A 20,779-nucleotide genomic window follows, 5' to 3' on the forward strand; every position below is an offset into this window, starting at 1 on the left:
GGAACACTGACAAGGTGACAAGGTGATTTTTTCATCCCTCATCCTTCAGCCCTCATCCCTTCCGAAAACCCTGAACCCTGAACCCTGAATGCTTACTTCGAAACCAGCGTAAACACCGGGCTTGTGCCCGTTCCACTGTTTCCGGCGGCATCCCGTGCTGTAATTCGAAGGCGAGCCGTTTTGCTCTTTTGTTTTCCAATCAGCGCTGAATTCAATTCCAATGATTGAACCGTCCCCGCGAGTCCAGTTGCCAGTGTCGTTGGGAAAGTCGTCCCGCCATCAAGTGACAGCCCGACATCCTGTGAACTGACGCCGACATTGTCACGTGATTGCCACGTGATGGTAAATGACTTGCTGGCAGACACTTTGACTTTGCCTCCAGTTGGACTGGTCACCGTGACCTGAGGTGGTTCGGTATCGTTTGGCGTAGCCCGAACAATCGCAAAATCAGCATCTGACGCATCAAGTCCTTTATTTCCAGCGGCATCCTGGGCGGTGATTCGCACCCGCGCCCGCATTGAGGCAAATTGATCGGTGGCGGTAAAGGTAAACGCCTGGGCCGAACCGTCAAGCGCCGCCGCTGCTGAAATTGGGAAGGTGCTGCCGCCATCCAGCGAGAGTTCAAGTGAATGTGACGCCACGCCGGAATTATCCGTGGAATTCCACCGCACCGGAACACCTGATCCAATTGTGAATGATTCTCCGCCGTTGGGCGCCAGCAGGGTAACGGTTGGTGGCTGTGTGTCAGTTGTCGTGCCAGGTTTGACTTCAAAGTTGGTGTTGGAAATGTCAAAGAAGACATTGCCGACTGCCTCGACCTTGATGCGGCCAGCCTGGGTGGTCAGTTGGGGGACGATGATGGTGTGGGCGCCGTCATTGGCGGCCCGGTCGGCCAGCACGGTTGGAAAGGTTCGCCCGCCATCGGCTGAAAAAAGAATTCTGACTTCGGCGCAGTTGATTGGGGCGACATCAGTTTGGGCGACTTTCCAGGTCACGGTTTGAACCGTGCCACCTTCAAAGGTTTGGGGTTTGCCCTGTGAGGTAATTTCAAATGGTTCGCTGGTTGCGACCACACGCACGTGTTGCCGGGCAAAGTTGACTCCGCCGCCTCCGGCGTGATTGTCACGCACCGTCACCTGGAATTTGAGCACCCGGTTTTGGGTGGGCAGGGTTTCACCAAGCTGGGTTTTGTTTTGCAGAATGTTGGTTACCTGCGGAAATGTCCGCGTGGGTGATGTGGTCGGAGGAAATGATCGAAAGAGCGGTCGGATGCGTCCATCTTCATCGCTGTTGGGCGGACTTGGGGCAAAGGAAACGTCAATTTCTTCCCAGCCGTAGGTGAGCGGGTCGCCTTCGGGGTCAGTCGCGGTTGCCGTGAGCGCAAATGGTGTTTTGGCGGGAATTGCCAGATCCGGCCCGGCGGTCACCTGTGGCGGCTGGTTCCCGGTCGAGACGGGTGCCGCACAGCTTCCAGGGGTGGCCTCGGTGGCGGCATTGAGCATCTGGGTCAGGCTAAAGGCATGAAAATAAATATCTTCTGGTTTGAATCCAAGGTCTTCCTCACCGCAGCCGCTTGGACCGTAGGCCATAATCGTGGTCCCGCTGGCCGGCTCAACCGCCGCGACTCCCTGCCGATTTCCATTGCCGCAGGTTCGGGTTGCGGCATTAAAAGTATGATTGGCAAATTGCTGGTGACCCATTTCGTGGACCAGCGTGTAGGTCGAAAGCGGCGTGTCTTCCGCAACACCAAAGCAGGTGGCGCCCAGTGCTTTGAAATTCGGATCACACAAGCCAAAAAAAGCCGTTCCAAAGGTGCCGCCTTCGCCAACGGTTCCAAACGCATGGCCCAGGTCATAGGCTGTCGCGCCGACCCTTCCATTCAAAACATCCACGTTCTCAAAATCCATTTCGCGGGGATTGCCATTGGTAAACGGGTCGCTTGAGCCGCTTGTGAAAATGGCATCCTGATCGTTGACCACCAGAAAGCGGACCGACATTTCCCGTTCATAAATGGCATTGGCAAAGTTGACGCGCTGGACAATGGATTCAAAAGTTCGAGTCACATTGCCATTGCCAAAGCGCTGGGTATATTCGCCCGTAGCCGAGACCGCCAGCCGGTAGGTGCGCAGGGTGTTTCCAACCGGAAGCGGCGGTGCCGCGGCCAGAATCACCCACCCGTTGCCATCTGCCGTCAATGTGGCGCTCCGAAAATTGCGGTTTTCCTGGCTAAACTGGGCGAGTTTGGCCTGCAGACTGGATGAAAGGGAAACGGAACTGGCTCGAAAGAGCGAATTGCCATACACAATCACCCATTGATTATTTGAGGTGAAGGCAATGCTTTTGAGTTCTTCGCCGCCGCCAGCCAACTCAGTAAGAGCTGCCTGGGCGTCGGCTGGAATGCCATCAGAAAAAAACTGGTTGTAATCTGAAAGGATGATCCAGCCGCCAGTTGCGGTAAAGGCGATATGCTTGACGATCCGATTTTCATTCGCCAGTGTCTGGAGGCGATTTTGCATCGCGGTTGGAATGCCCTGGGCCGCAAACTGGTTCTCTCCGTGGAGGATAACCCAGCCGTTGGACGGCGAGAAATACACACCAAAGAGTTCGTTTCCGCTGTTGTTGAGCGAAAGCGCCCGGTCAAAAGCTGCCTGCGGAATGTTGCGAGCAAAGAACCCGCTGTAGCCATAGACGATCATCCAGCCGTTGTTGGCTGTGAACTGGGCTGTTTTCAACGTGTAAGCGGTATTTGAAAAGGACTGGAGCCGCGTTGCCATTTCTGCCGGGATGGACTGAGCCGCATACCGGCGATCTTCAGCGGCTTGCCGTAACCCAGGAGCCGCGGTTGAACTGGTTGGGTTAGAACTGGAGTTGAAAACTCCACCGGAGGCGAGTCCATCCGGTTCGATTGTATATTCCTGAATGCTGGGGAATTTCTGGTCAACGACTTCCTGTGGCATCGTTCCGCACTGGAAGTGACCCGGTTGCCAATCGGCGTCTGTTCCAAATGAACTGACATAGATCTGTGGGTGGTTTGGGTCGCCGGCTGGACGTACAAACACTGAACCCTGACTGGTCAAGAGCAAAGCGTGCAGGCCATCGGAATTCCAGTCAAAGCGTAGCGTGGCGGTTGGGTCTTCGATGCCCTGACCAACAAAGGTTCGAATGTGGATATCCGCTGACGGCGGCGACACAATCGGAGACTCGGCAATCCGCGCTGACAACCATGTTCCATCCGGCAAGGGAAATTGAAGAATCGTCTGGCTCTGGCGGAGCGGTATGCGACCTTCGTTGGGAGCGCGGTCGAGTGTCTGTTTAACCAGACCAGTATTGAGTTGAAACCGGCGCTCGTTTTTGGCTGTCGCTTGAATCGTGTTTGAACGAGCCGGTGGGGAAATCGCAACCCAAAGCGGATCGGCTGAAACCGGCCTGATGAGTTCCATATTGCCCCATCTGGAAAGAAACAGACTGCTGAGCAACACACCACAAACGGCAATGGACCAAACCCAAACTCGTCCCATAGCTACCTCACATTGAAGGGATTATGAATTCTCTGGTTATAATCTTTCGTCACTGAGAAGCAAACAATTTTATGTCTCTCTCAAGCAGGGATCTTGTTCAAGTGATGGCTCTTCTGGTGCTGTAAAAGAAAAACTTAGGTGAGTGCAACAATTTGATATATTGCCAAAAAAGATAGCTTCGCAGAGAGGAAATTTTGACGAATGGATTTTCAACCCGCTCAATCAACTCTCATTCGGCCAGAACAACCCGATGATGCCGCCAGTGTGCGTCGTGTCAATGAACTTGCTTTCAATCAACACGATGAAGCCAATCTGGTCGAAGCCTTGCACAAGGTGGCTGTGGGGCTGATTTCACTGGTGGCCGTGATTGATGGCCAAATTGTCGGTCATATTTTGTTCAGTCCGGCGACAATCCAGGGGGCAGGCGGTGACTTTCACGTCATCGGACTGGCACCGATGGCGGTCTTGCCTGAATATCAAAATCGTGGGATTGGCTCGCAACTGGTTCGGGCCGGGCTGGCCGAATGCCACCGTCAGGGGCACCGGATGGTTATTGTTTTAGGGCATCCGAATTTCTATCCGCGATTTGGTTTTGTTCCCGCCCGGCCCAAAGGGATTACCTGCGAATATGATGTTTCGGATGATACCTTTATGGTCGCTGAACTCGAACCCGGCGCCCTGGCTGGCTGCACCGGACTGGCCAAATATCACCCGGCGTTTGCCATGGTTGGGTGAATCGCTGAATGAAGAATGCAGAATTGAGAATGAGGAATGAGGAGAAAGCAGTTGTATCCATTTTCCCCAGTCTCCATTTTAGCCACGAATGTGTCAGGAAACTACGCGCCGGATCAGGTCGTCATATCGTGGATCTGAACGCAATGGGAGTAACTCTGGGTCATACTGGAGATAGCTCAGATAAACCGAATGGGCCTGATATGCCTGTTCCAGCCATTTGAATGCCTGATCTTTCTCATTGAGAGCGACATAAATAAGCGCCATAAAATAAGCTGAGTCCGGTGTTTCCTTTTGGTGTGGTAAGATACTGCTCATTAAATGCTGTGCTTCAGCTTTGCGGCCTGACCGAATCAACAAATAGACACGATAAAAATCCATCAATCCATCAGGTGGAATTTTGTCCAATTCAGCCAGTGCTTGCGGATATTTTCTCTGGTATGAGTAAACCAGCGCCCGCAGGCTTACCAGTTGATAATCCTCTGGGTGCATTGCCAGGGCTTCCTGAATTTCGCGATGGGCGAGATTAAATTGACCATTCAGACTATAAGAAAATGAGAGAAACCCTCGAACCGGACTGAGCACTGGATCCAGTTCCCTGGCTTTGATCAAGATAGGAATGGATTCTGGCGGATTGAATGTTTGATAGTATTCCCCAAACCACATCAACGTGGTGGCTGAGTTTGGGTTCAGCTCAAGAGCCTTTTGGAGATCCTGTCTGGCCGTACGATCCCATAAATGCACCTTGGCGTGTCCTAACGCTGCATATGCTTCAGGTAATGAATTGTCGAGCGACAATGCTTTCTCGGCCATGGCTTTGGCTTTTGGAAGCGCTTCATTGGACGGCAAAAACATACCGGCCCCGGTACAGTAGGCGTCGGCCAGCCCGGCGTAGGCCAGGGCATACCCTGGATCAAGTTCAATGGCATGGTTGAAATATCGAATTGCAGCTTCCAGCCCGTCTTTTGTAAACAGGAGGGTGTAGTAGCGGCCTTTGACATATTCCTGATAGGCCAGGGTATTTTCAGTATAGTGTTTGGTGAGTCGGCGCTGTTCCTCATCTGAGAGTTTGTAGGAAAGAGCCTGTGTCACCTGTTCTGAAATATGATCCTGGAGCTGAAAGTAATCTGAGCAGGTTTCATCACATTGAAATGCCCAGACGGTTTGACTGTTACTGACCTGAATCAGTCGCACGGTTACCCGTACCTGATCACCCATCTGTTGAATGCTGCCGTCAAGGACTGTTTCCACCTGGAGTTCCTTGCCGACCTCGGCTGCTTCTTTTGATGAACTGGCAAATGGTAAAACGGACCGCGTTGGGCGAACAACCAGTTGCTGCAGGTTGCTCAATCGGGTAATCAGCACATCGGTCAGCCCAATGCTCAAATATTCATCATTTCCCTGAGGCTGCAGCACTTTAAACGGCAAGACCGCAAGTGACCTGGTTGCAGATTGCGGTTGCGGCGGCGACGGGTGACGCCAAACCAGGAATCCCCCACATATTCCAATGGCCACGATACTGAGAACGAGAGCGATCCGAAAGGAAAGCCACCCCAGGCGATTGGGGGGAGCGGTTTCTAATTGGGCGGGCGGCACGGTCTTCACTGGATGAGGATGCTCTGAGAAATAATTGGGCGCTGAATCAACTGAGGTTTCGTTGTCATCATTCAAAGTCGGAACGTCACACGACTCAACCTGGGCTTCTGAATCCTGTACTGATTCAATCACCTGGACGGCCTGAACCGGAGCTTCAAGCGGGAGCGCTGGTGGTTCTTCAACCACTTCGGTGACTTTGGCAATAAACCGATACCCGCGACGTGGAATGGTTTGAATAAACCGACTGTTTTTGAAATCGTCGCCCAGGACTTTGCGGAGCTGCGAGATATTAAAGGCCAGGTTTACGTCTTCAACAAAGCTGTCCGGCCACAGTTGATGCATCAATTCTTCCTTCACAAGCACCCGCCCACTATTTTCAACCAGGATCAACAGCGTATCAAAAGCTTTCGGCGTCAGTTGGATGAGCCGGCCTTCCTGCTTTAAAACGCGCTGGGTGACATCCAGACAAAATTCTCCGAACGCATATAAGTGCTTCTCCTGATTGTACATAGGTCTTCTCAAAACTTTCTAATAACTTTCTTAACCGGGTTAAAAGATTTCCAGAGTGGGTTTCAGTACAGTTGGGCTCAAGTTCAGACAGCAAGGCCAGGGAGAGAAACTGAACGGATAAATTTTGGGAGTTTGGCTTTCTGGCTGCTTGAAATTCTTAACGAGATTGAGGCTATGCCGATGGAACAAGCCATACCTACGACAAGGTCACGGGAATTGGTTTGAATTCAGCCGGATCTTTTTCTTGAAAATTCGATATGAAAAGACAGATCCGTTTTTACGAAAAGTTTATTGAAGTGAGTATTCAATACACCTTAAACTATTTAAATCTTAGGAGATATATCAATGAAAAGCGTTCAAAAAAATATCAATGTGAAGACTATTTTCCTGGTTTTTGCTTTACTGCTGGCTGTTGGCTTGCCAATACCAGGCGTTGCTGATGGCGTTTCAGTAGGATTGCTGGCCCAGGTTCGTGCCCAGGGAAAATCAAAGGTCAAAGATAATCGCTTAAAATCATTTACTATCGCTGATTTGATCGGGCGGTATGCTGTACTGGCATTAGAAAACGACACTACTCCGGATGGAGCACCCTACCATGCGGCCTGCGTGGGCATGATCACTTTTGATGGGAAAGGGGCTTTCATCGATAAAGAAACCCATAGTTTTAATGGTCAGATTGTCGTTGCTGAGTTAACCGGTACCTACACCATGAATCCAGATGGCACCGGGGTGTTGACCTTTCATGGAACTGGTCCAGATGGTCAACCCCTGACTTTTGAAGAACCGTTTGCTCTCTCAAATGGTGGGAAAGAAATTACCGCGCTCGTTTCTATCGAAGGGGTGGTTTCCTACGCAACGATGAAGAAGCAATAAGCTTTCAACTCTACTAACGGATTGTTTTTTGGGTTTGATTGATGGGGTAGGTTCAGAATTTTTATAGGCTCCCAGTAAGCGGGCAATTCACCAGAAGGTGCCACTGATCTTTCCTCCATTGGCAAAATGGGTAACGTGGTTTTTGGAAAGAACAATCAACCGTGGTTGTCCTGCTTTTTTTTGGGGTAGTCGTGTTTTAGATATGGAAACACGGCTACCTCTTTTTTTTTGGTATCAGGAAACAGAAAAATCTCCGGTAAACTTGTTGGAGTTGTAAACTCTGGCGCGCTTTGTGCCGAAAAGCGATGTCTTCTGGTTCAGGCCGGGTTGCGATCAACCTGATTTCCAACCTACGATACCCATTCCTTGAGAATTTATATGAGTACGCTCGAACACGCGATTGCGCTGGCTGCCAAAGCCCACGAAGGACAGGTTGACAAAGCCGGTCAACCCTATGTGTTGCATCCATTGCGGATGATGTTACGGTTAACCACACCCGAAGAACGCATCACGGCGGTTTTACACGATGTGGTCGAAGATTGCGGCTGGACGCTTGACCAGCTTCGTGCCGAAGGCTTTTCCGAGGCGGTCATTGATGCCGTGGCGGCGGTGACGCGTCAACCAGACGAGACCTACGAGGCGTTTGTCCTGCGGGCTGCCGCCAACCCAATTGGTCGCCGGGTGAAACTGGCTGATCTGGCTGACAATAGCGATCTGAGCCGGATTGCCAACCCGACTGAGCGCGACCGAAAACGGCTTGAAAAATACAAGCGAGCGATCAAAACGATTCGAGAGCACTACCCTGAAGCCTGATTGATCCAAAAAACAACTGGTTGTGCACGCAACTTGCACTTGTTCTCAACCGGCCTGCCCAAACAGGCAGGTTATATCGTGCATCTTCCGGCTGGAAGGACGGATGCCTGATGAGAACCAGAAATAGAAGGAAAGGATGACTATCTTTTCGGATAGTTTCAACTATCCAAAAGGTTTGTGTGTATGACTGAGACGATATGGTATCCACAGTTGATTGCTGTAACCGGACCTTTGCGAGGGGCAACCATTCAGCTTTCAGATGAGCAGACATTCTTAGGTCGCGGAACGGCCAATCAGATTTGTATTGCTGATCCGTTGCTTTCCCGAAAGCATTGTTCGCTGACGCGCATTGATTCACGGCAATTTGCCATTGAAGACGGCGGCAGCATCAACGGCACCTATGTCAACGGCTGCCCAATCAAAAAACAAATTCTGAAACACGGTGACTGGATTGGGGTCGGAGAATCATTCCTGCTTTTTGTTTGTACCGACCAGCACGAGCAACATCCCAATTCACCATCCGTCCAACTGGATGACAGCCAGATTGCCACCAAAGCCCCGATTTGGCTCAACCCCAAGGAAGCTGTCTATTTGAACCTGGACCGTGAGCTGACCAACCTGGTCCAGAATCAGCAACTGGCACACAACCTGCAGACATTGTTGAAATTCAGCCAGTCGTTGATTGCCTCCCAAAGCTTGCCAAAGCTATATCAGCGAATTGTCGGAGCTGCTTTTGAGATTGTTCCAGCCCAGCGAGGCATACTTTTGCTTGTAAACTCGCGAACCAGTGAACTTGAAACAGCCTTTGCCCAGGAAAAGGGTGAGGTTGCTCCAGCCCAGACGATCAATGTGAGCCAGACCGTGATTCGACAAATTCTGGATAAACGACAAGGGCTGGTGATTTCGGATGTCAAAGCGGAAGAACATCTCCATCAGGCTCAGAGTCTGGTTCATACCGAGGTCAAGGCGGTACTCGGCGTGCCGGTCATTGCCTTTGACCGACTTTTGGGGGTGCTGTACCTCGATAGTTTTCAGCCAGATGCCAGTTTTCACCTGGAGCAGTTACAACTCATTACCGCACTTGCCAGCATTGGCGGTATGGCGATAGATAAAGCCCAGCAGGTTGAGTCATTGATTCAGGAAAATCAGCGACTGCAGGCAGATGTGATGTTTTCGCACAGTATGGTCGGTGAAAGCCCAAAAATGCAGGCGGTGTTTCAACGGATTGCCAAAATTGCGCCAACACCGTCAACCATTTTGATTTTTGGGGAAAGTGGAACCGGAAAAGAATTAGCTGCCCGGGCAATCCATTTGAATAGTCCCCGCTCAACCAAACCGTTTATCGCGATCAATTGTGCGGTGCTCAGTGAGCATTTGCTCGAAAGTGATTTATTTGGCCATGAGAAAGGTGCTTTTACCGGTGCCATCGCGCTCAAAAAAGGGAAGTTTGAGATTGCCGACGGCGGCACGCTGTTTCTTGATGAAATCGGAGAACTTGGGCCGGGACTTCAGGCGAAATTATTGCGATTCTTACAGGAACGAGAATTTGAACGGGTCGGCGGTGTCAACACCCTCAAAGTAGATGTTCGAATTGTGGTCGCCACCAACCGTCAACTGGAAGAAGCCGTGACCCAGGGCACATTCCGTCAGGATTTGTATTATCGGCTCAATGTCATTTCGCTCACCATGCCGCCGCTGCGCGAACGCCAGGAAGATATTTTGGTATTGGCCAACTACTTTACCGCCAAATACAGTCGGGCCATCAACTGGCGGGTCAACCGCATTTCACCTGAAGCCAGCCAGCGACTCCTCGGATATGAATGGCCGGGAAACGTTCGTGAACTCCAAAATGCCATCGAACGAGCCGTGGTGATGACTAACTCTGACGTCATTCTAGCTGAAGATCTGCCGGAAAATATCATTGAATCGGTCCAGAGTGCCGACCCTGGAGAGGGTCCGGATGGCTATCACGATGCGGTTTCGGAATTTAAGCGAAAGCTGATTATCAAAGCCATGGTTGATGCCAGGGGAAATTATACTGAAGCCGGCAAATTACTCGGGATCCATCCAAATTATCTACATCGGTTAATTCGCAACCTGAATATCAAGGATCAGTTAACCCGCCATAGTGGGAAATTGTGAGAAAACCGGGTTCGGGGTTCGGGGTTCGGGGTTCGGGGTTCGGGGTTCGGGGTTTTCGAATTGGGTACAGTTCAACGCGACTATGTTATACCATTTTGCCATGAACTGATCATATTAGAGAGTAGTCAAATAATTCAAGCAGATGAACTTAGCGAACTACTGACTACTGACTACGAACTGGTATAAAAAATCCCCGGATGAGGCGCCACGCTTCGTCCGGGGCACTGAGCAATTTTGCGATCTCAGAGAAAGTACAAGCACAATCAGATAGTTCCTTAAAATCTTATCATTGATGAATGATTATTCGGGGTGATGGTCACCTCCTGTACCTGTTCATCACAGGCGATTTTTCGGTTTGACGTGGCTGAGCGGTCTATCACAACTGATGAACGACATCTGGCCACGAGGATGCACTACGGGCAACCTCCTGTGAAGGAAGACTGACACCTACAATCACAAGAACTTGACTGCCAACAGTTGAATTGCCTGTTTCAACCGCAGAACGTCTGGGTTAATCGAAGCTAGTTGGATGTCATGGGTGTAGCACCGACTATAATCCTCTATTAGGCTCTGGGCAAGCTCTCTAAAAAAACCTCAAGAAACGTATAAATATAAGAAAGTAAAAGGAAGAATAAAAATGATCAGGTTTGGCACGCAGGCTTCAGGACAAAAAATTGTAGGGAAATTCATCTTCCCGATTGGGAGTAGCGCCGCCCAATTTGTGACAAGACTGTACCCTATCAGGGCGTAACCCCAAAACCAACCCTTGACAAGCAAGGCAGTTTATCTCACCCAAATAACACATTTGCACCGGATTTGGAAAATAGTTTTGCTTGACAGCCGGAATTGAAATGTTAAGCTTTATCCGCACCGCAACTGCGTGTAAAATGTACTTCATTCAATCAAACAACTTATCTGAATCTATCATTTCTGGGGAATTGCGTTTTTTGAAGACTCCAACCGGTGGTTGGAGGAACACCGATCAATTGCCCGAACTACACGGGGAGCGCCGCTGCATGGTGATACGGTTGAGTCAAAGTCGAATTGGCTGGTTGGGTATTTTATTGTGCCTGACTGTGATTGGGAGCGGGTTGGGATTGTCCTTCCGGCTTGTCAATCAAACCCAGGCTCAAGCTGGACAGGCTGGCGGGAAATCAACCACGTCATCGAGCTTCCCAATCAAAGCTCACCTCAAACAATCCAATCCGCTGCCGTGCGAACGGCCATTGTTGAATGCCCCACGGTGTCTGGCGTTTGATTCAGCCGGGAATCTGTATGTGGCGGACGCCTTCAACTACCGAATTCGGAAAATCACTCCAGATGGCCTTCTTTCGACGGTTGCCGGAACTGGTGAAAACGGTCACACGGGAGATGGCGGACCAGCCGTGGAAGCTTCGGTTTACGGCACCTATCTGTTGACGGATATGGAGGTGCATAACAACCAGCTCTATTTTTCAGGATTGACCGATTCCGCTGGAGGTCAACAGGAGGGGGACGCCATTCGGGTGATTGATTTGGAAACCGGAATCATCAACCGGTTTGCTGGAAATTACGTCAACGGAAGCGATGGCAATGCCGGCAATGGTGGGCCCGCCCTCGATGCTCACCTGTATTATCCCGCTGGATTGTCATTTGCTGGAAATGATCTCTATTTCACGGAAATCGGAACGGGAATCCGGGTTGTTTCAAACGGAATCATATCAAGTGTTGTGCCGTTTAGCGGGTATGCCTGGGGGATGATGTATGACGGGACGAATTTAGCCGGGTTCGTCCAGGATGAAGTAAATTCACAGCAGTTTAAATTAAGGAAGGCAGCGACTCCATCCGGTGAATTCACCGATGTCGAAGTAAACCTTATTTTTCCCTATGATGTTGCGTTTGACCCAATGTCAGGCGACTACTTTACATTCAATGCTTATAGAGACGGCGGGGTTATGTCACCCCAAATCTATCGGGTTTCGTCAACTGGGGAAGTAACATTATTCGCCGGAAATGGAACCGAAAGCTACAGCGGGGATGGTGGCCCGGCGATCAATGCCGGATTCAGGTTTCCGTACAACACGCCTCCAAGTGCGTTGAGGGTGCATAATGGTTATCTCTATGTGTCTGATACTGGGAACGAGTGTGTCCGGCGAATCAATCTGACCACGGGAATTGTCACTCTTTATGCTGGAACGCCGGGGGTTGCTGGGTTTGAAGGCGATGGCGGACAGGCCGTTGTTCCAGAAGTTGCCGGGCCGGGCGTGTTTGAGTTTTCAGCCGCTGAATACACGGTCGAAGAAAACGCCGGAGTCGCCACGATTGAAATTACCCGCACGGATGGCGGATGCGGAGAGCTGTTTGTCGAGTTCACGACGCATCCGGGAACGGCAACCGTGCCCGAAGACTTCACCGAAATCACGACCGGCGTCACGTTTGCCGACGGCGAAACCGGGAGCAAACAAATTCTGATTCCAATCACGGACGACACCAACGCCGAACCGCCCGAGTCCTTTACCGTGGAAATCATTGATTGGCTTGGAAATTCGGAAATCGGAGAGAATTTCCTGGCAACCGTCGTCATCACCGACAACGATGGTCAACCGGCGCCGGTCATCACTTCAATTGACCCAAACAAAGGCGCTGCTGGGACGTCGTTCTGGGTGAGCTTGAAAGGGACAAACCTGGGAGGTTCACCAACAATTGAAATTTTGGACGGCGGCGGCATCACGGTTTCAGAACTGACAGTGCGGTCAAGTGAAGAACTCGTCGCCCGGTTTGCCATTGCCGCAAATGCTCCGGTTGGTTTCCGTCAGATTCAGGTTCGCAAAGCGAATGGTCAGGTGAGCAACACGGTGCCGTTTGAAATTCGGCCTGCTGGGAGCGCGCCAAGAATTCTCACCCAATCCCAAAACACGACCATTGAGTATGCCGAGACGGCCAGGCTTGAAGTCTTCGCGGCTGGAACGGGTTCGTTGACCTATCAATGGTATGCCGGTTTTGCCGGATTGACCGATGTCCCGATTGTCGGTGCCACGAGCCGGACCTACCAGACGGACCAGTTGACGACGACGACGAGTTTTTGGGTTCGGGTGCGCAACACAAACGGCGTTGCCGACAGCCAGACGATTACCGTCACGGTCAACCCACCTGAAGCCGCGACCTTCGGCTTTTCGCAACTGCTCTACATTCCCGGAGTCGAACAACTGCTGGTGTTTTCGGCGACGGACGCGCTCTATCTGGCGCAACTCTATTATGACCCGATTGTGTCGGTGAACGTCAAAGACCAGACCGGAGCGACCCTGATCAACAAGTCCGATTTGCACTTTGCGTACTTTGGCTTTTTGCCTGCCGAACAAGGGTCAACCTACACGCTCAAATCGCACCATTGCCTGGACATGTTCTACACGGTGATCGTTACACCACCGAACGATTTCAGATATGACGATGAATTCAACTTCTCGGAGATGCAAAGCGACCAGGTCTATAGCGTTTGCACCTGGAAACTCTGTGGATGTTCAGTTTGAAGGCCAATGTTTTGGAACTGACCCAACCCGAATTCAGTTTGCTTTTCTCGGGCCGGATGGAAACCCGACCGACAAAGTGAAAATTCAGGGCTCACCGATGATTGGGCCAGGAGGTCGTACCTTGAAGGTGAAGTTCATTGTGGATATGTTCGCCCCGCTGAGTACTCCGGTCACTCCTTATAAAGTATTGCTTGATGTTGATGAGTATCCGCTTCAATGGCCGTTCCAGGTCATTGCACCAACCGTCAAAATAAATTTCTTTGAAATTGTTCCACTCGGTGGTGTGACGACGGTTACCGTTGAAAGTCAGGCGTTAACGCCGGGTCAGGCTCTGACGGTTGAATTGATCATCAAGTCGCTTGGCGCCACCGCTGGAGGGGCTGTTTTTCACACTGACGGAACTCCAGTCACTGGAAATGGACCAACCTCAAAATTGATCACCTTTCAGGGAAATCAGCAAATCAAAGTGAAATTGGAAGGTGTGAAGGTGAGTTCAGACACCTATGATGTGATATTGGAAGCCAGAGAGAAAACTTCCGGGTCTGGAGATGGGTCGCCTGGAGAAGACCCGCTGTTGGATGACAACCAGTTTACGGTTTTTCAATATATTGTTGACTCAGTTGGTTTTGTTGGAGGCCACCAGCTCTATTCCTGGGAAATGCCTGGGAATCCAGCGATTGTCAACAACGGCGTCACCGTCAACTGGAATCGGGATAAACCAGAAAATCCGAATTCAAAAGCCGCTTACAATTTCCAAAATCTGGCGAAAGACCCAAACCAGGAGGTACGGGTTTTTGCCAATATCAGCGTAGTGCCGATTGATATCTTCCAGGCACTCACTGAAACGATTCCAGTCAAATTTAGAGTGGTTGCCCAGGAACAGACGGGTGTGGGATTGTGTCCGCCACAGGATGGGATGTTGTCTGCCTCAGATTTTATAACCCCCCGCCTTGTTTTAGATCGGACGAAGTTGGAGACCTCAGGTCAGGGTGTCAAAGTTGGACGATATACCCTGGTCTGGCAGGCTTCATATGAAAAGGCGAATGGAACTGACATTTGGACGCCACTCAGTGGCCCAGCCGGAGTAACCCAATCCACCACCGGGCCGCACACCATTTACTGGACCTTCACCAATCCGATTGCCAATCCGTTTTTTGACCCGTTGGGAACTGGTTTGGTAAAAAACTATCTATTTGACAGAGCATTAGAGTGGGGGTGTGGGTTAGTGGCCGGAGGAATCAATGGCGAAGATAGTCCTGGTGACCAACCGGTCAACAACCCGGTTGAGATTGCAAATCGCGTCACTAAAGGTATCGGGGCGAAAATATCTCTTCAACTAGCTGATCAGGAAGAATTAGACCACCCTCTAGAAATAACTGACGATTCATCAAGTTCCTTGTTGGGAGGGTCATCAAATCATGCTGTCTTTTTGACAGGTCTTTTGAAAAGCATTGGGATCGGCGCAACAACCAAATATTACTGGAGCGGCAACCAGCAAGGATATTATTCTTTTGTCTATATCAAGGACCCTGATACTCCAGATGGAGGGAAGCAGGTACGCTCATTTCAGGTCATCAGGCCGTCAAATGATCAGGTTGAGACCAATCCCCACTTTATTTACTACGCGGTTGTTGCTGTGAATGGTATTCCGGGGGTATATGATCCCTCCTATGGAAATCATTCACTCTTTTTCAAATATGCACAGTTTAGTTTTGGTGAATGCGTTGATGAAAGAGGCAACTTCTTGCAAGGGGCGAATAAGGTTGAATCAACCAAACCACCTGGACGCCCCCTGGGGGTTGACCAATCAACGTGTGATCATGGTGAAAATGCAACGATCATACCAGAGACATTGAAAGCTCCAGTAAAAGCAAACGCTGAGTTTTTAATTAAAATCACAATTACCAATACTGGTTCAATCACATTACCTCAAGGGTCAATTGTAAAGTTAAAACCATCAGAATCATTGAATCAAAGTTGGGGAGTTCCAGAAGGATTTGATCTGGCTATTCCATTACCTCCCAAAGAATCTTTCACCAGCGTATACAAGCTAAAAGCACCATCTGATCCAGGAATACATGGTTTACAATTTCTGCTTTTTGATAACCGCCAGGGAATCCAATCCTTTGGAGAAGGAAAAACTATAGAGGTTGTAGTCCGTCCAGACTGAATTGAGAACAGTAACTAACAAAGTAGTGAGGTGAATTATGAATAACTACAAATGGGTAATTCTATTTCCAGCGTTAACTGTCATCCTACATCTGGTTGGAATTCGATCTCATTTGGTTCAAGAACCAATAAAACTTTCTTCTTTGAAACAGTTAGAGGCACAATCGGACCACCTCGCTGTTTTTATTCAGAGCAAAGAGCAAAATTATGTTGTTTCTCATAAGAGAACCTCAGAAGGTGCTGGGTACTCTTATATGAGGCAAATCTATAAATCAGAAAAATATTCGGTAATCGCCAATATTCGAATCTGTGAAAGTCAAGAAGTTGCTGAAGAGAGATTTAAGCGACTTGGGTCAAATGGGGCGGTAGGAATGCGATTGGCAGAGATTGGGGATAAGGCTCACGGGTGGTTTGATGGGACACTCTATGTCAGAAAAGGAAATGTTTTGGTGCTTATCTACGTCAACCCCCGACTAAGTAAAGATGAGCAACAACATCAAAACCAAGCTGAACAAAGTGCTGGAGTAAACCAGCCGAACTCTCAAGAAGAACCAATAAATCGAAACCCTAATACTTCGACAGAACTTGAAATCGCCAAACGGTTTGCCCGGCACATCGTCGGTTTTTTTGAAGAACAAGCCCAGTAGAGAGGCTGAAAATGATAGTGACTCTGATTTGGAATCTGGAAGTTTTACACGAGAGGTGAGTTATGGGTAACTACAAACCTTTGATTTTGATACTGATTATAGTCCTTGTTTGGTTCCAGCCTTGCTTAGCCCAAGAACGGGTCAAAGTTCATTCACAAGAGCATTTGAATCTGATATCTAATCAACTTGCCACCTACGTTCAGAGTTTAGAAGGTCGGTATTTGATCATGTATAAACGGGGTTGGGCGGATTCCGGATCAATTAGTTCGTTAAGGCAAATTTATCAATCAAAACAATATTTGGTTACAGCGAACATTTTGATTTGTGAAAATCAAGAGGCTGCTATAAAAGGATTTAAGGAGTTGTTTCCACGATCTGATGGTGCGGTAGGAATGCGATTGGCAGACATAGGAGATAAAGCCCACGGGTGGTTTGATGGGACGCTTTATGTCAGAAAAGGAAACGTCCTGGCATTGATTTATATTGATCAACAACCTGATACGGGCAAAGAGGTACAGCAAAACGAAAACCAGTCAGGGCAAACTACAGAAGCCAACCAGTCTGATGAAGAGCCAGTCAATCGGAATCCAAATTCCTCAACCCGGCTAGAGATTGCCAAGCGGTTTGCCCGGCATATCGTCGGTTTCTTTGAAGAACAAGCCCAATAGAAAGGCTGGAAATGAAAGTGACTCTGATTTGGAATCTGGAAGTTTTACACGAGAGGTGAGTTATGGGTAACTATAAGTATTTGATTTTGATACTGATTATAGCCCTTGTTCGGTCCCAGACTTGCTTAGCTCAAGAGCTGATCAAAATTAATTCACAAGATCAGTTGACTCAATACTCAAAGCAGCTAGTTATACATATTCAAAATCAAGAAAGGAGGTATTTACCAACTTACCAGCGAGCTTCAAAAGGGATTGAATCGAGCTTTATCAACCATGCATATCAATCAAAGAAGTATTCTATATTAATTGATATAGAAATTTGTAAAGATCAATTAGTTGCAATAGAAGGGTTTAAACACTTATTTCCACGATCTGATGGCGCTGTTGGAATGCGGTTAGCTGAAATCGGAGATAAAGCCCATGGCTGGTTTAATGGAACGATTTATGTGAGAAAGGGAAATGTCCTTGCTTTTATCTATGTGAGACCACGGGATCAAGGCAATCAGGGACAGCAAGCACAAGTCCCCCCCAACCCTGGACAACCTGCAGAAACCAACCAGTTTGATGAAGAGCCAGTCAATCGAAATCCTAATACTTCGACAGAACTTGAAATCGCCAAACGGTTTGCCCGGCACATCGTCGGTTTCTTTGAAGAACAAGCCCAATAGAAACGTTGGAAATGATGGGGACCGAATAAGGTGAGCTATGGAAAACTCCAAATTGTTGATCTCAATACTATTTATGTTTCTTTGGCCTATTTGTTGTCTACAACTCGGTTTAACGCAAGACCTGATCAACGTTGGCTCACATCAACATCTGCAGGTTCTTTCAGACCAATTGTTAATAAAGATAAAAGCCCAAGAAGAGGGGTATCAACTAAGATCAAAAAATATTATTTTTGATACTGACTCACAGTCCGGTGAGATAATCCACGTCTATCATTCTGAACAGTTTGATGTTAGATGTGATATCTCTTTCTGTTTGAATCAAGAGCAAGCAAGGGATGGGTTGAAGATGGCGATCCTTGGCGCTAATGGTGTACAGGGAATGCGTTTAGCTGATTTGGGAGATGAAGCTTATGGTTGGTGGACAGGGCCGGTATATGTCAGGAAAGGGAATTTACTTATCCTTGTATATATATATCCTTCTGACTCTTTCCAAAAGAACCTTGAAATAGACGAGACAAAGATACTAAAGGACCTTAGTTCCTCCGAAAAAAACAAAGATTCGCATAGTATGAAAAAACAAGATCTAACCCGCCCAATTTTGCGTGACTTAGCAAAAGATTTCGTCAGACACATACTAGCTTTCTTTGAGGAGCAAGCACAGTAGAGAGACTAGAAATGATGGTGACTCTGATTTTGAATCTGGAAGTTTTACACGAGAGGTGAGTTATGAAGAATTACAAATGGTTGATTTGGTTGATAATGATGATTGGAACCTGCCTGCAACCTTGTTTGGCTCAAGAACCACCTAAGGTTTACTCACAAAAAAAATTAGATTTGCTTTCTGATGATCTTGCTCGTTATATCCATAGTAAAGAAGAGCGATATCTAACGGGTTTTCATCGAGGTTCAGAAGGAATTGAATCGGGATTTATCAATCAAACCTATCAATCAGAGAAATATTTTATTGTTATTGATATCAACCTTTATAAAAGCGAAGCTGCCGCTGCCGAAGAATTTAAACAAGCCTTTTATGGGTCAAATGCTGCGGTAGGAATGCGATTGGCAGAAATTGGAGATAAAGCCCACGGCTGGTTTAATGGAACGATTTATGTGAGAAAGGGAAATGTCCTTGCTTTTATCTATGTGAGACCCCGAGATCAAGACACCCAAAGTCAGCAAACACAAAACAAAGACTCTCAACCTGGACAAACTACAGAAGCCAACCAGTCTGATGAAGAGCCAGTCAATCGGAATCCAAATTCCTCAACCCGGCTAGAGATTGCCAAACGGTTTGCCCGGCACATTGTCGGTTTTTTTGAAGAACAATCGGCTTGGAACCAACTTCAACCGTCAGGAAAAGGTCAAGAGTCCCGCCTTCAGGCGGTTCCAGTGCCTTTCAATCCAAATTTCGAATTCCAAACCCGCCTGAAGGCGGAACTCTGAACTTTTTGAGCACGAAACGGAGGAAAAATCATGATCAGGTTTCGCATAGTTGGATGGATAGCAGTCCTGTGGCTGTTGGGAAGCGCTCCCGCGTTTGCCCAGGCAGAGTTGGCTCCAGCAGATCCAAACAACCCAATTCAGGTCTTGGGATGCCGACTCGCCAACCGCATTCATGACCTGGAACGACTCTATTTGCTTCATTCCTGGGATGATCGGAAGGATAAGGGTGTTGAATACTGTGTCGGGCAAGCCTATAGCTCCGAATACCATTATGTTTCGGTTCATGTCTGTGTGTATAAAGACAAATATCGGGCTGAAGAACAATTTAGTATTTACTGGGGACAGGCTGGAAAAGCAGCCACCTACCTGCTTGATTTCGGAGACCAGGCGTTTACGGCGGATGATCGCTACACCTATGTCAGAAAGGACAATGTACTGGTCTTTATCAACGTCAGTTTTAAGGAACCCTGGAAAGACCCGGATGATACCTCGAAGAAACCAGATGACGCTCCCGAATTGAGTCAACAAGAAAAGCAAAAACAACGGTTTGATGCCCGTGTGGAAATCAGCAAGCTATTTGCCGGGCACGTGTTTGCCTTGATCGAAGCCGACCCAAAACTGACTGCACCACGATGACTGGTCAGGAGAAATCAGGGAAGTACGCTTTTCTCAATCAGTTAACTTCTTCATGAGAGGACCCTATGCGCGGAAATACAGGTCTTATTTTTGTTACAATGATCGGTCTAACCTTCATTGATAGTACAATTCCCAGGTTGGTCACAGTCTGCGAAGCTTCCTCGATACAGCAAAGGCAAACAGCATCCAAAAAACAGACCCAAACGATTCCCTCGCAAGCGGTGTATTTTCAACTCTTTCGGCAGGTAGCGGCGCTGGAAGCCAAAGCGGTTGAGTCTCCGGCCAATGCCGACAAGTACCGCGCCGTTTACCGCAATCTTGCCGGACTGACCGACGCCCAAAACGCCGTTCTGCTCAAAACCGCCGTAGACTGCACCCGACAGGTAAACTCCCTCGACGCCCGAGCCAAAACCATCATTGCCAGTTTCAGGGCCCAATTCCCAAACGGGCAGGTTCCACAAGGGAAGACGCTTCCACCTCCACCTCCGGAATTGCTGCAATTGCAGAAAGACCGGGACGCCACGATTTTGCGTTTCCGGGACCAGCTTCGGACTGCTTTCGGAGAAGCCGCATTCGCCCGGTTTGATGCGTTTGTCCAGGGAAACATCGGCAGCAAAATGACGGTTTCCAGGCCCGTACCCTCAACTCATTCGACCGGCAGCCTGGATTTTCAGAATTAACTTGATATCCTGCTTCGAAGTGGTGGATTGGAACGCGAAATAAGGAATCGTTGAGCTTGATACCAGGGTCATTCTCAAATGATCGCCTTGTTTTCAAATATGACTAAACGACTGAAAAACTTATACATCCATAAGACCAAAAGAGTACTGTTGAATTTGCTTTAAAAGATCCGCAGGA

The 20,779-nt window shown here is 48.7% G+C and carries 15 protein-coding genes; 13 read left to right on the forward strand and 2 right to left on the reverse strand.

What is annotated here, in order from left to right:
- Positions 1–92: 92 nt before the first annotated feature.
- Entirely contained in the window at positions 93–3,518 is a 3,426-nt protein-coding gene (locus tag HY774_25235) for a hypothetical protein (protein MBI4751801.1), read from the reverse strand.
- Between the two features lie 201 nt (positions 3,519–3,719).
- Here HY774_25235 and HY774_25240 point away from each other — a divergent pair, with 201 nt between their 5' ends.
- Entirely contained in the window at positions 3,720–4,253 is a 534-nt protein-coding gene (locus tag HY774_25240) for an N-acetyltransferase (protein ID MBI4751802.1), read from the forward strand.
- A gap of 93 nt (positions 4,254–4,346) precedes the next feature.
- On the opposite strand, the gene HY774_25245 is transcribed toward HY774_25240, so the two are convergent.
- A complete protein-coding gene (locus tag HY774_25245) occupies positions 4,347–6,356 on the reverse strand; it encodes a winged helix-turn-helix domain-containing protein (protein MBI4751803.1) in 2,010 nt (669 codons plus the stop codon).
- 345 nt (positions 6,357–6,701) lie between these two features.
- On the opposite strand from HY774_25245, the gene HY774_25250 reads away from it, so the two are divergent.
- The 12 genes from HY774_25250 to HY774_25305 all read left to right on the forward strand — a co-directional run bounded on the left by HY774_25250 (position 6,702) and on the right by HY774_25305 (position 20,601).
- Entirely contained in the window at positions 6,702–7,229 is a 528-nt protein-coding gene (locus HY774_25250) for a hypothetical protein (GenBank protein ID MBI4751804.1), read from the forward strand.
- A 378-nt stretch (positions 7,230–7,607) separates the two neighbouring features.
- Positions 7,608–8,042: a bifunctional (p)ppGpp synthetase/guanosine-3',5'-bis(diphosphate) 3'-pyrophosphohydrolase gene (locus tag HY774_25255; GenBank protein MBI4751805.1), complete on the forward strand. Its 435-nt coding sequence runs from the start codon at positions 7,608–7,610 to the stop codon at positions 8,040–8,042.
- 183 nt (positions 8,043–8,225) lie between these two features.
- Positions 8,226–10,184: a sigma 54-interacting transcriptional regulator gene (locus tag HY774_25260; protein ID MBI4751806.1), complete on the forward strand. Its 1,959-nt coding sequence runs from the start codon at positions 8,226–8,228 to the stop codon at positions 10,182–10,184.
- Between the two features lie 1,016 nt (positions 10,185–11,200).
- Complete coding sequence (locus HY774_25265; GenBank protein ID MBI4751807.1) at positions 11,201–13,690, forward strand: hypothetical protein; 2,490 nt, start codon at positions 11,201–11,203, stop codon at positions 13,688–13,690.
- Positions 13,674–15,860, forward strand: a complete 2,187-nt coding sequence (locus tag HY774_25270) for a hypothetical protein (GenBank protein ID MBI4751808.1) — start codon at positions 13,674–13,676, stop codon at positions 15,858–15,860. Before HY774_25265 ends, HY774_25270 begins: the two co-directional genes overlap by 17 nt.
- Positions 15,861–15,897: 37 nt before the next feature.
- The gene (locus tag HY774_25275; protein ID MBI4751809.1) at positions 15,898–16,506 is read left to right on the forward strand and encodes a hypothetical protein; all 609 of its coding nucleotides are present in this window, start codon (positions 15,898–15,900) and stop codon (positions 16,504–16,506) included.
- A 62-nt stretch (positions 16,507–16,568) separates the two neighbouring features.
- A complete protein-coding gene (locus HY774_25280; GenBank protein ID MBI4751810.1) occupies positions 16,569–17,174 on the forward strand; it encodes a hypothetical protein in 606 nt (201 codons plus the stop codon).
- Between the two features lie 62 nt (positions 17,175–17,236).
- On the forward strand, positions 17,237–17,842 hold the full coding sequence (locus HY774_25285) for a hypothetical protein (protein ID MBI4751811.1): 606 nt from the start codon (positions 17,237–17,239) through the stop codon (positions 17,840–17,842).
- A gap of 37 nt (positions 17,843–17,879) precedes the next feature.
- Positions 17,880–18,506, forward strand: a complete 627-nt coding sequence (locus tag HY774_25290) for a hypothetical protein (GenBank protein MBI4751812.1) — start codon at positions 17,880–17,882, stop codon at positions 18,504–18,506.
- Positions 18,507–18,568: 62 nt separating this feature from the next.
- Complete coding sequence (locus tag HY774_25295) at positions 18,569–19,285, forward strand: hypothetical protein (GenBank protein MBI4751813.1); 717 nt, start codon at positions 18,569–18,571, stop codon at positions 19,283–19,285.
- A 30-nt stretch (positions 19,286–19,315) separates the two neighbouring features.
- The gene (locus HY774_25300; protein ID MBI4751814.1) at positions 19,316–19,921 is read left to right on the forward strand and encodes a hypothetical protein; all 606 of its coding nucleotides are present in this window, start codon (positions 19,316–19,318) and stop codon (positions 19,919–19,921) included.
- Positions 19,922–19,986: 65 nt separating this feature from the next.
- Positions 19,987–20,601 carry a hypothetical protein gene (locus tag HY774_25305; GenBank protein ID MBI4751815.1) on the forward strand — a complete coding sequence of 205 codons (615 nt, stop codon included), beginning with the start codon at positions 19,987–19,989 and terminating at the stop codon, positions 20,599–20,601.
- Positions 20,602–20,779 lie beyond the last annotated feature (178 nt).

The sequence above is a fragment of the Acidobacteriota bacterium genome (assembly GCA_016208495.1).
GTDB lineage: Bacteria > Acidobacteriota > Blastocatellia > Chloracidobacteriales > Chloracidobacteriaceae > JACQXX01.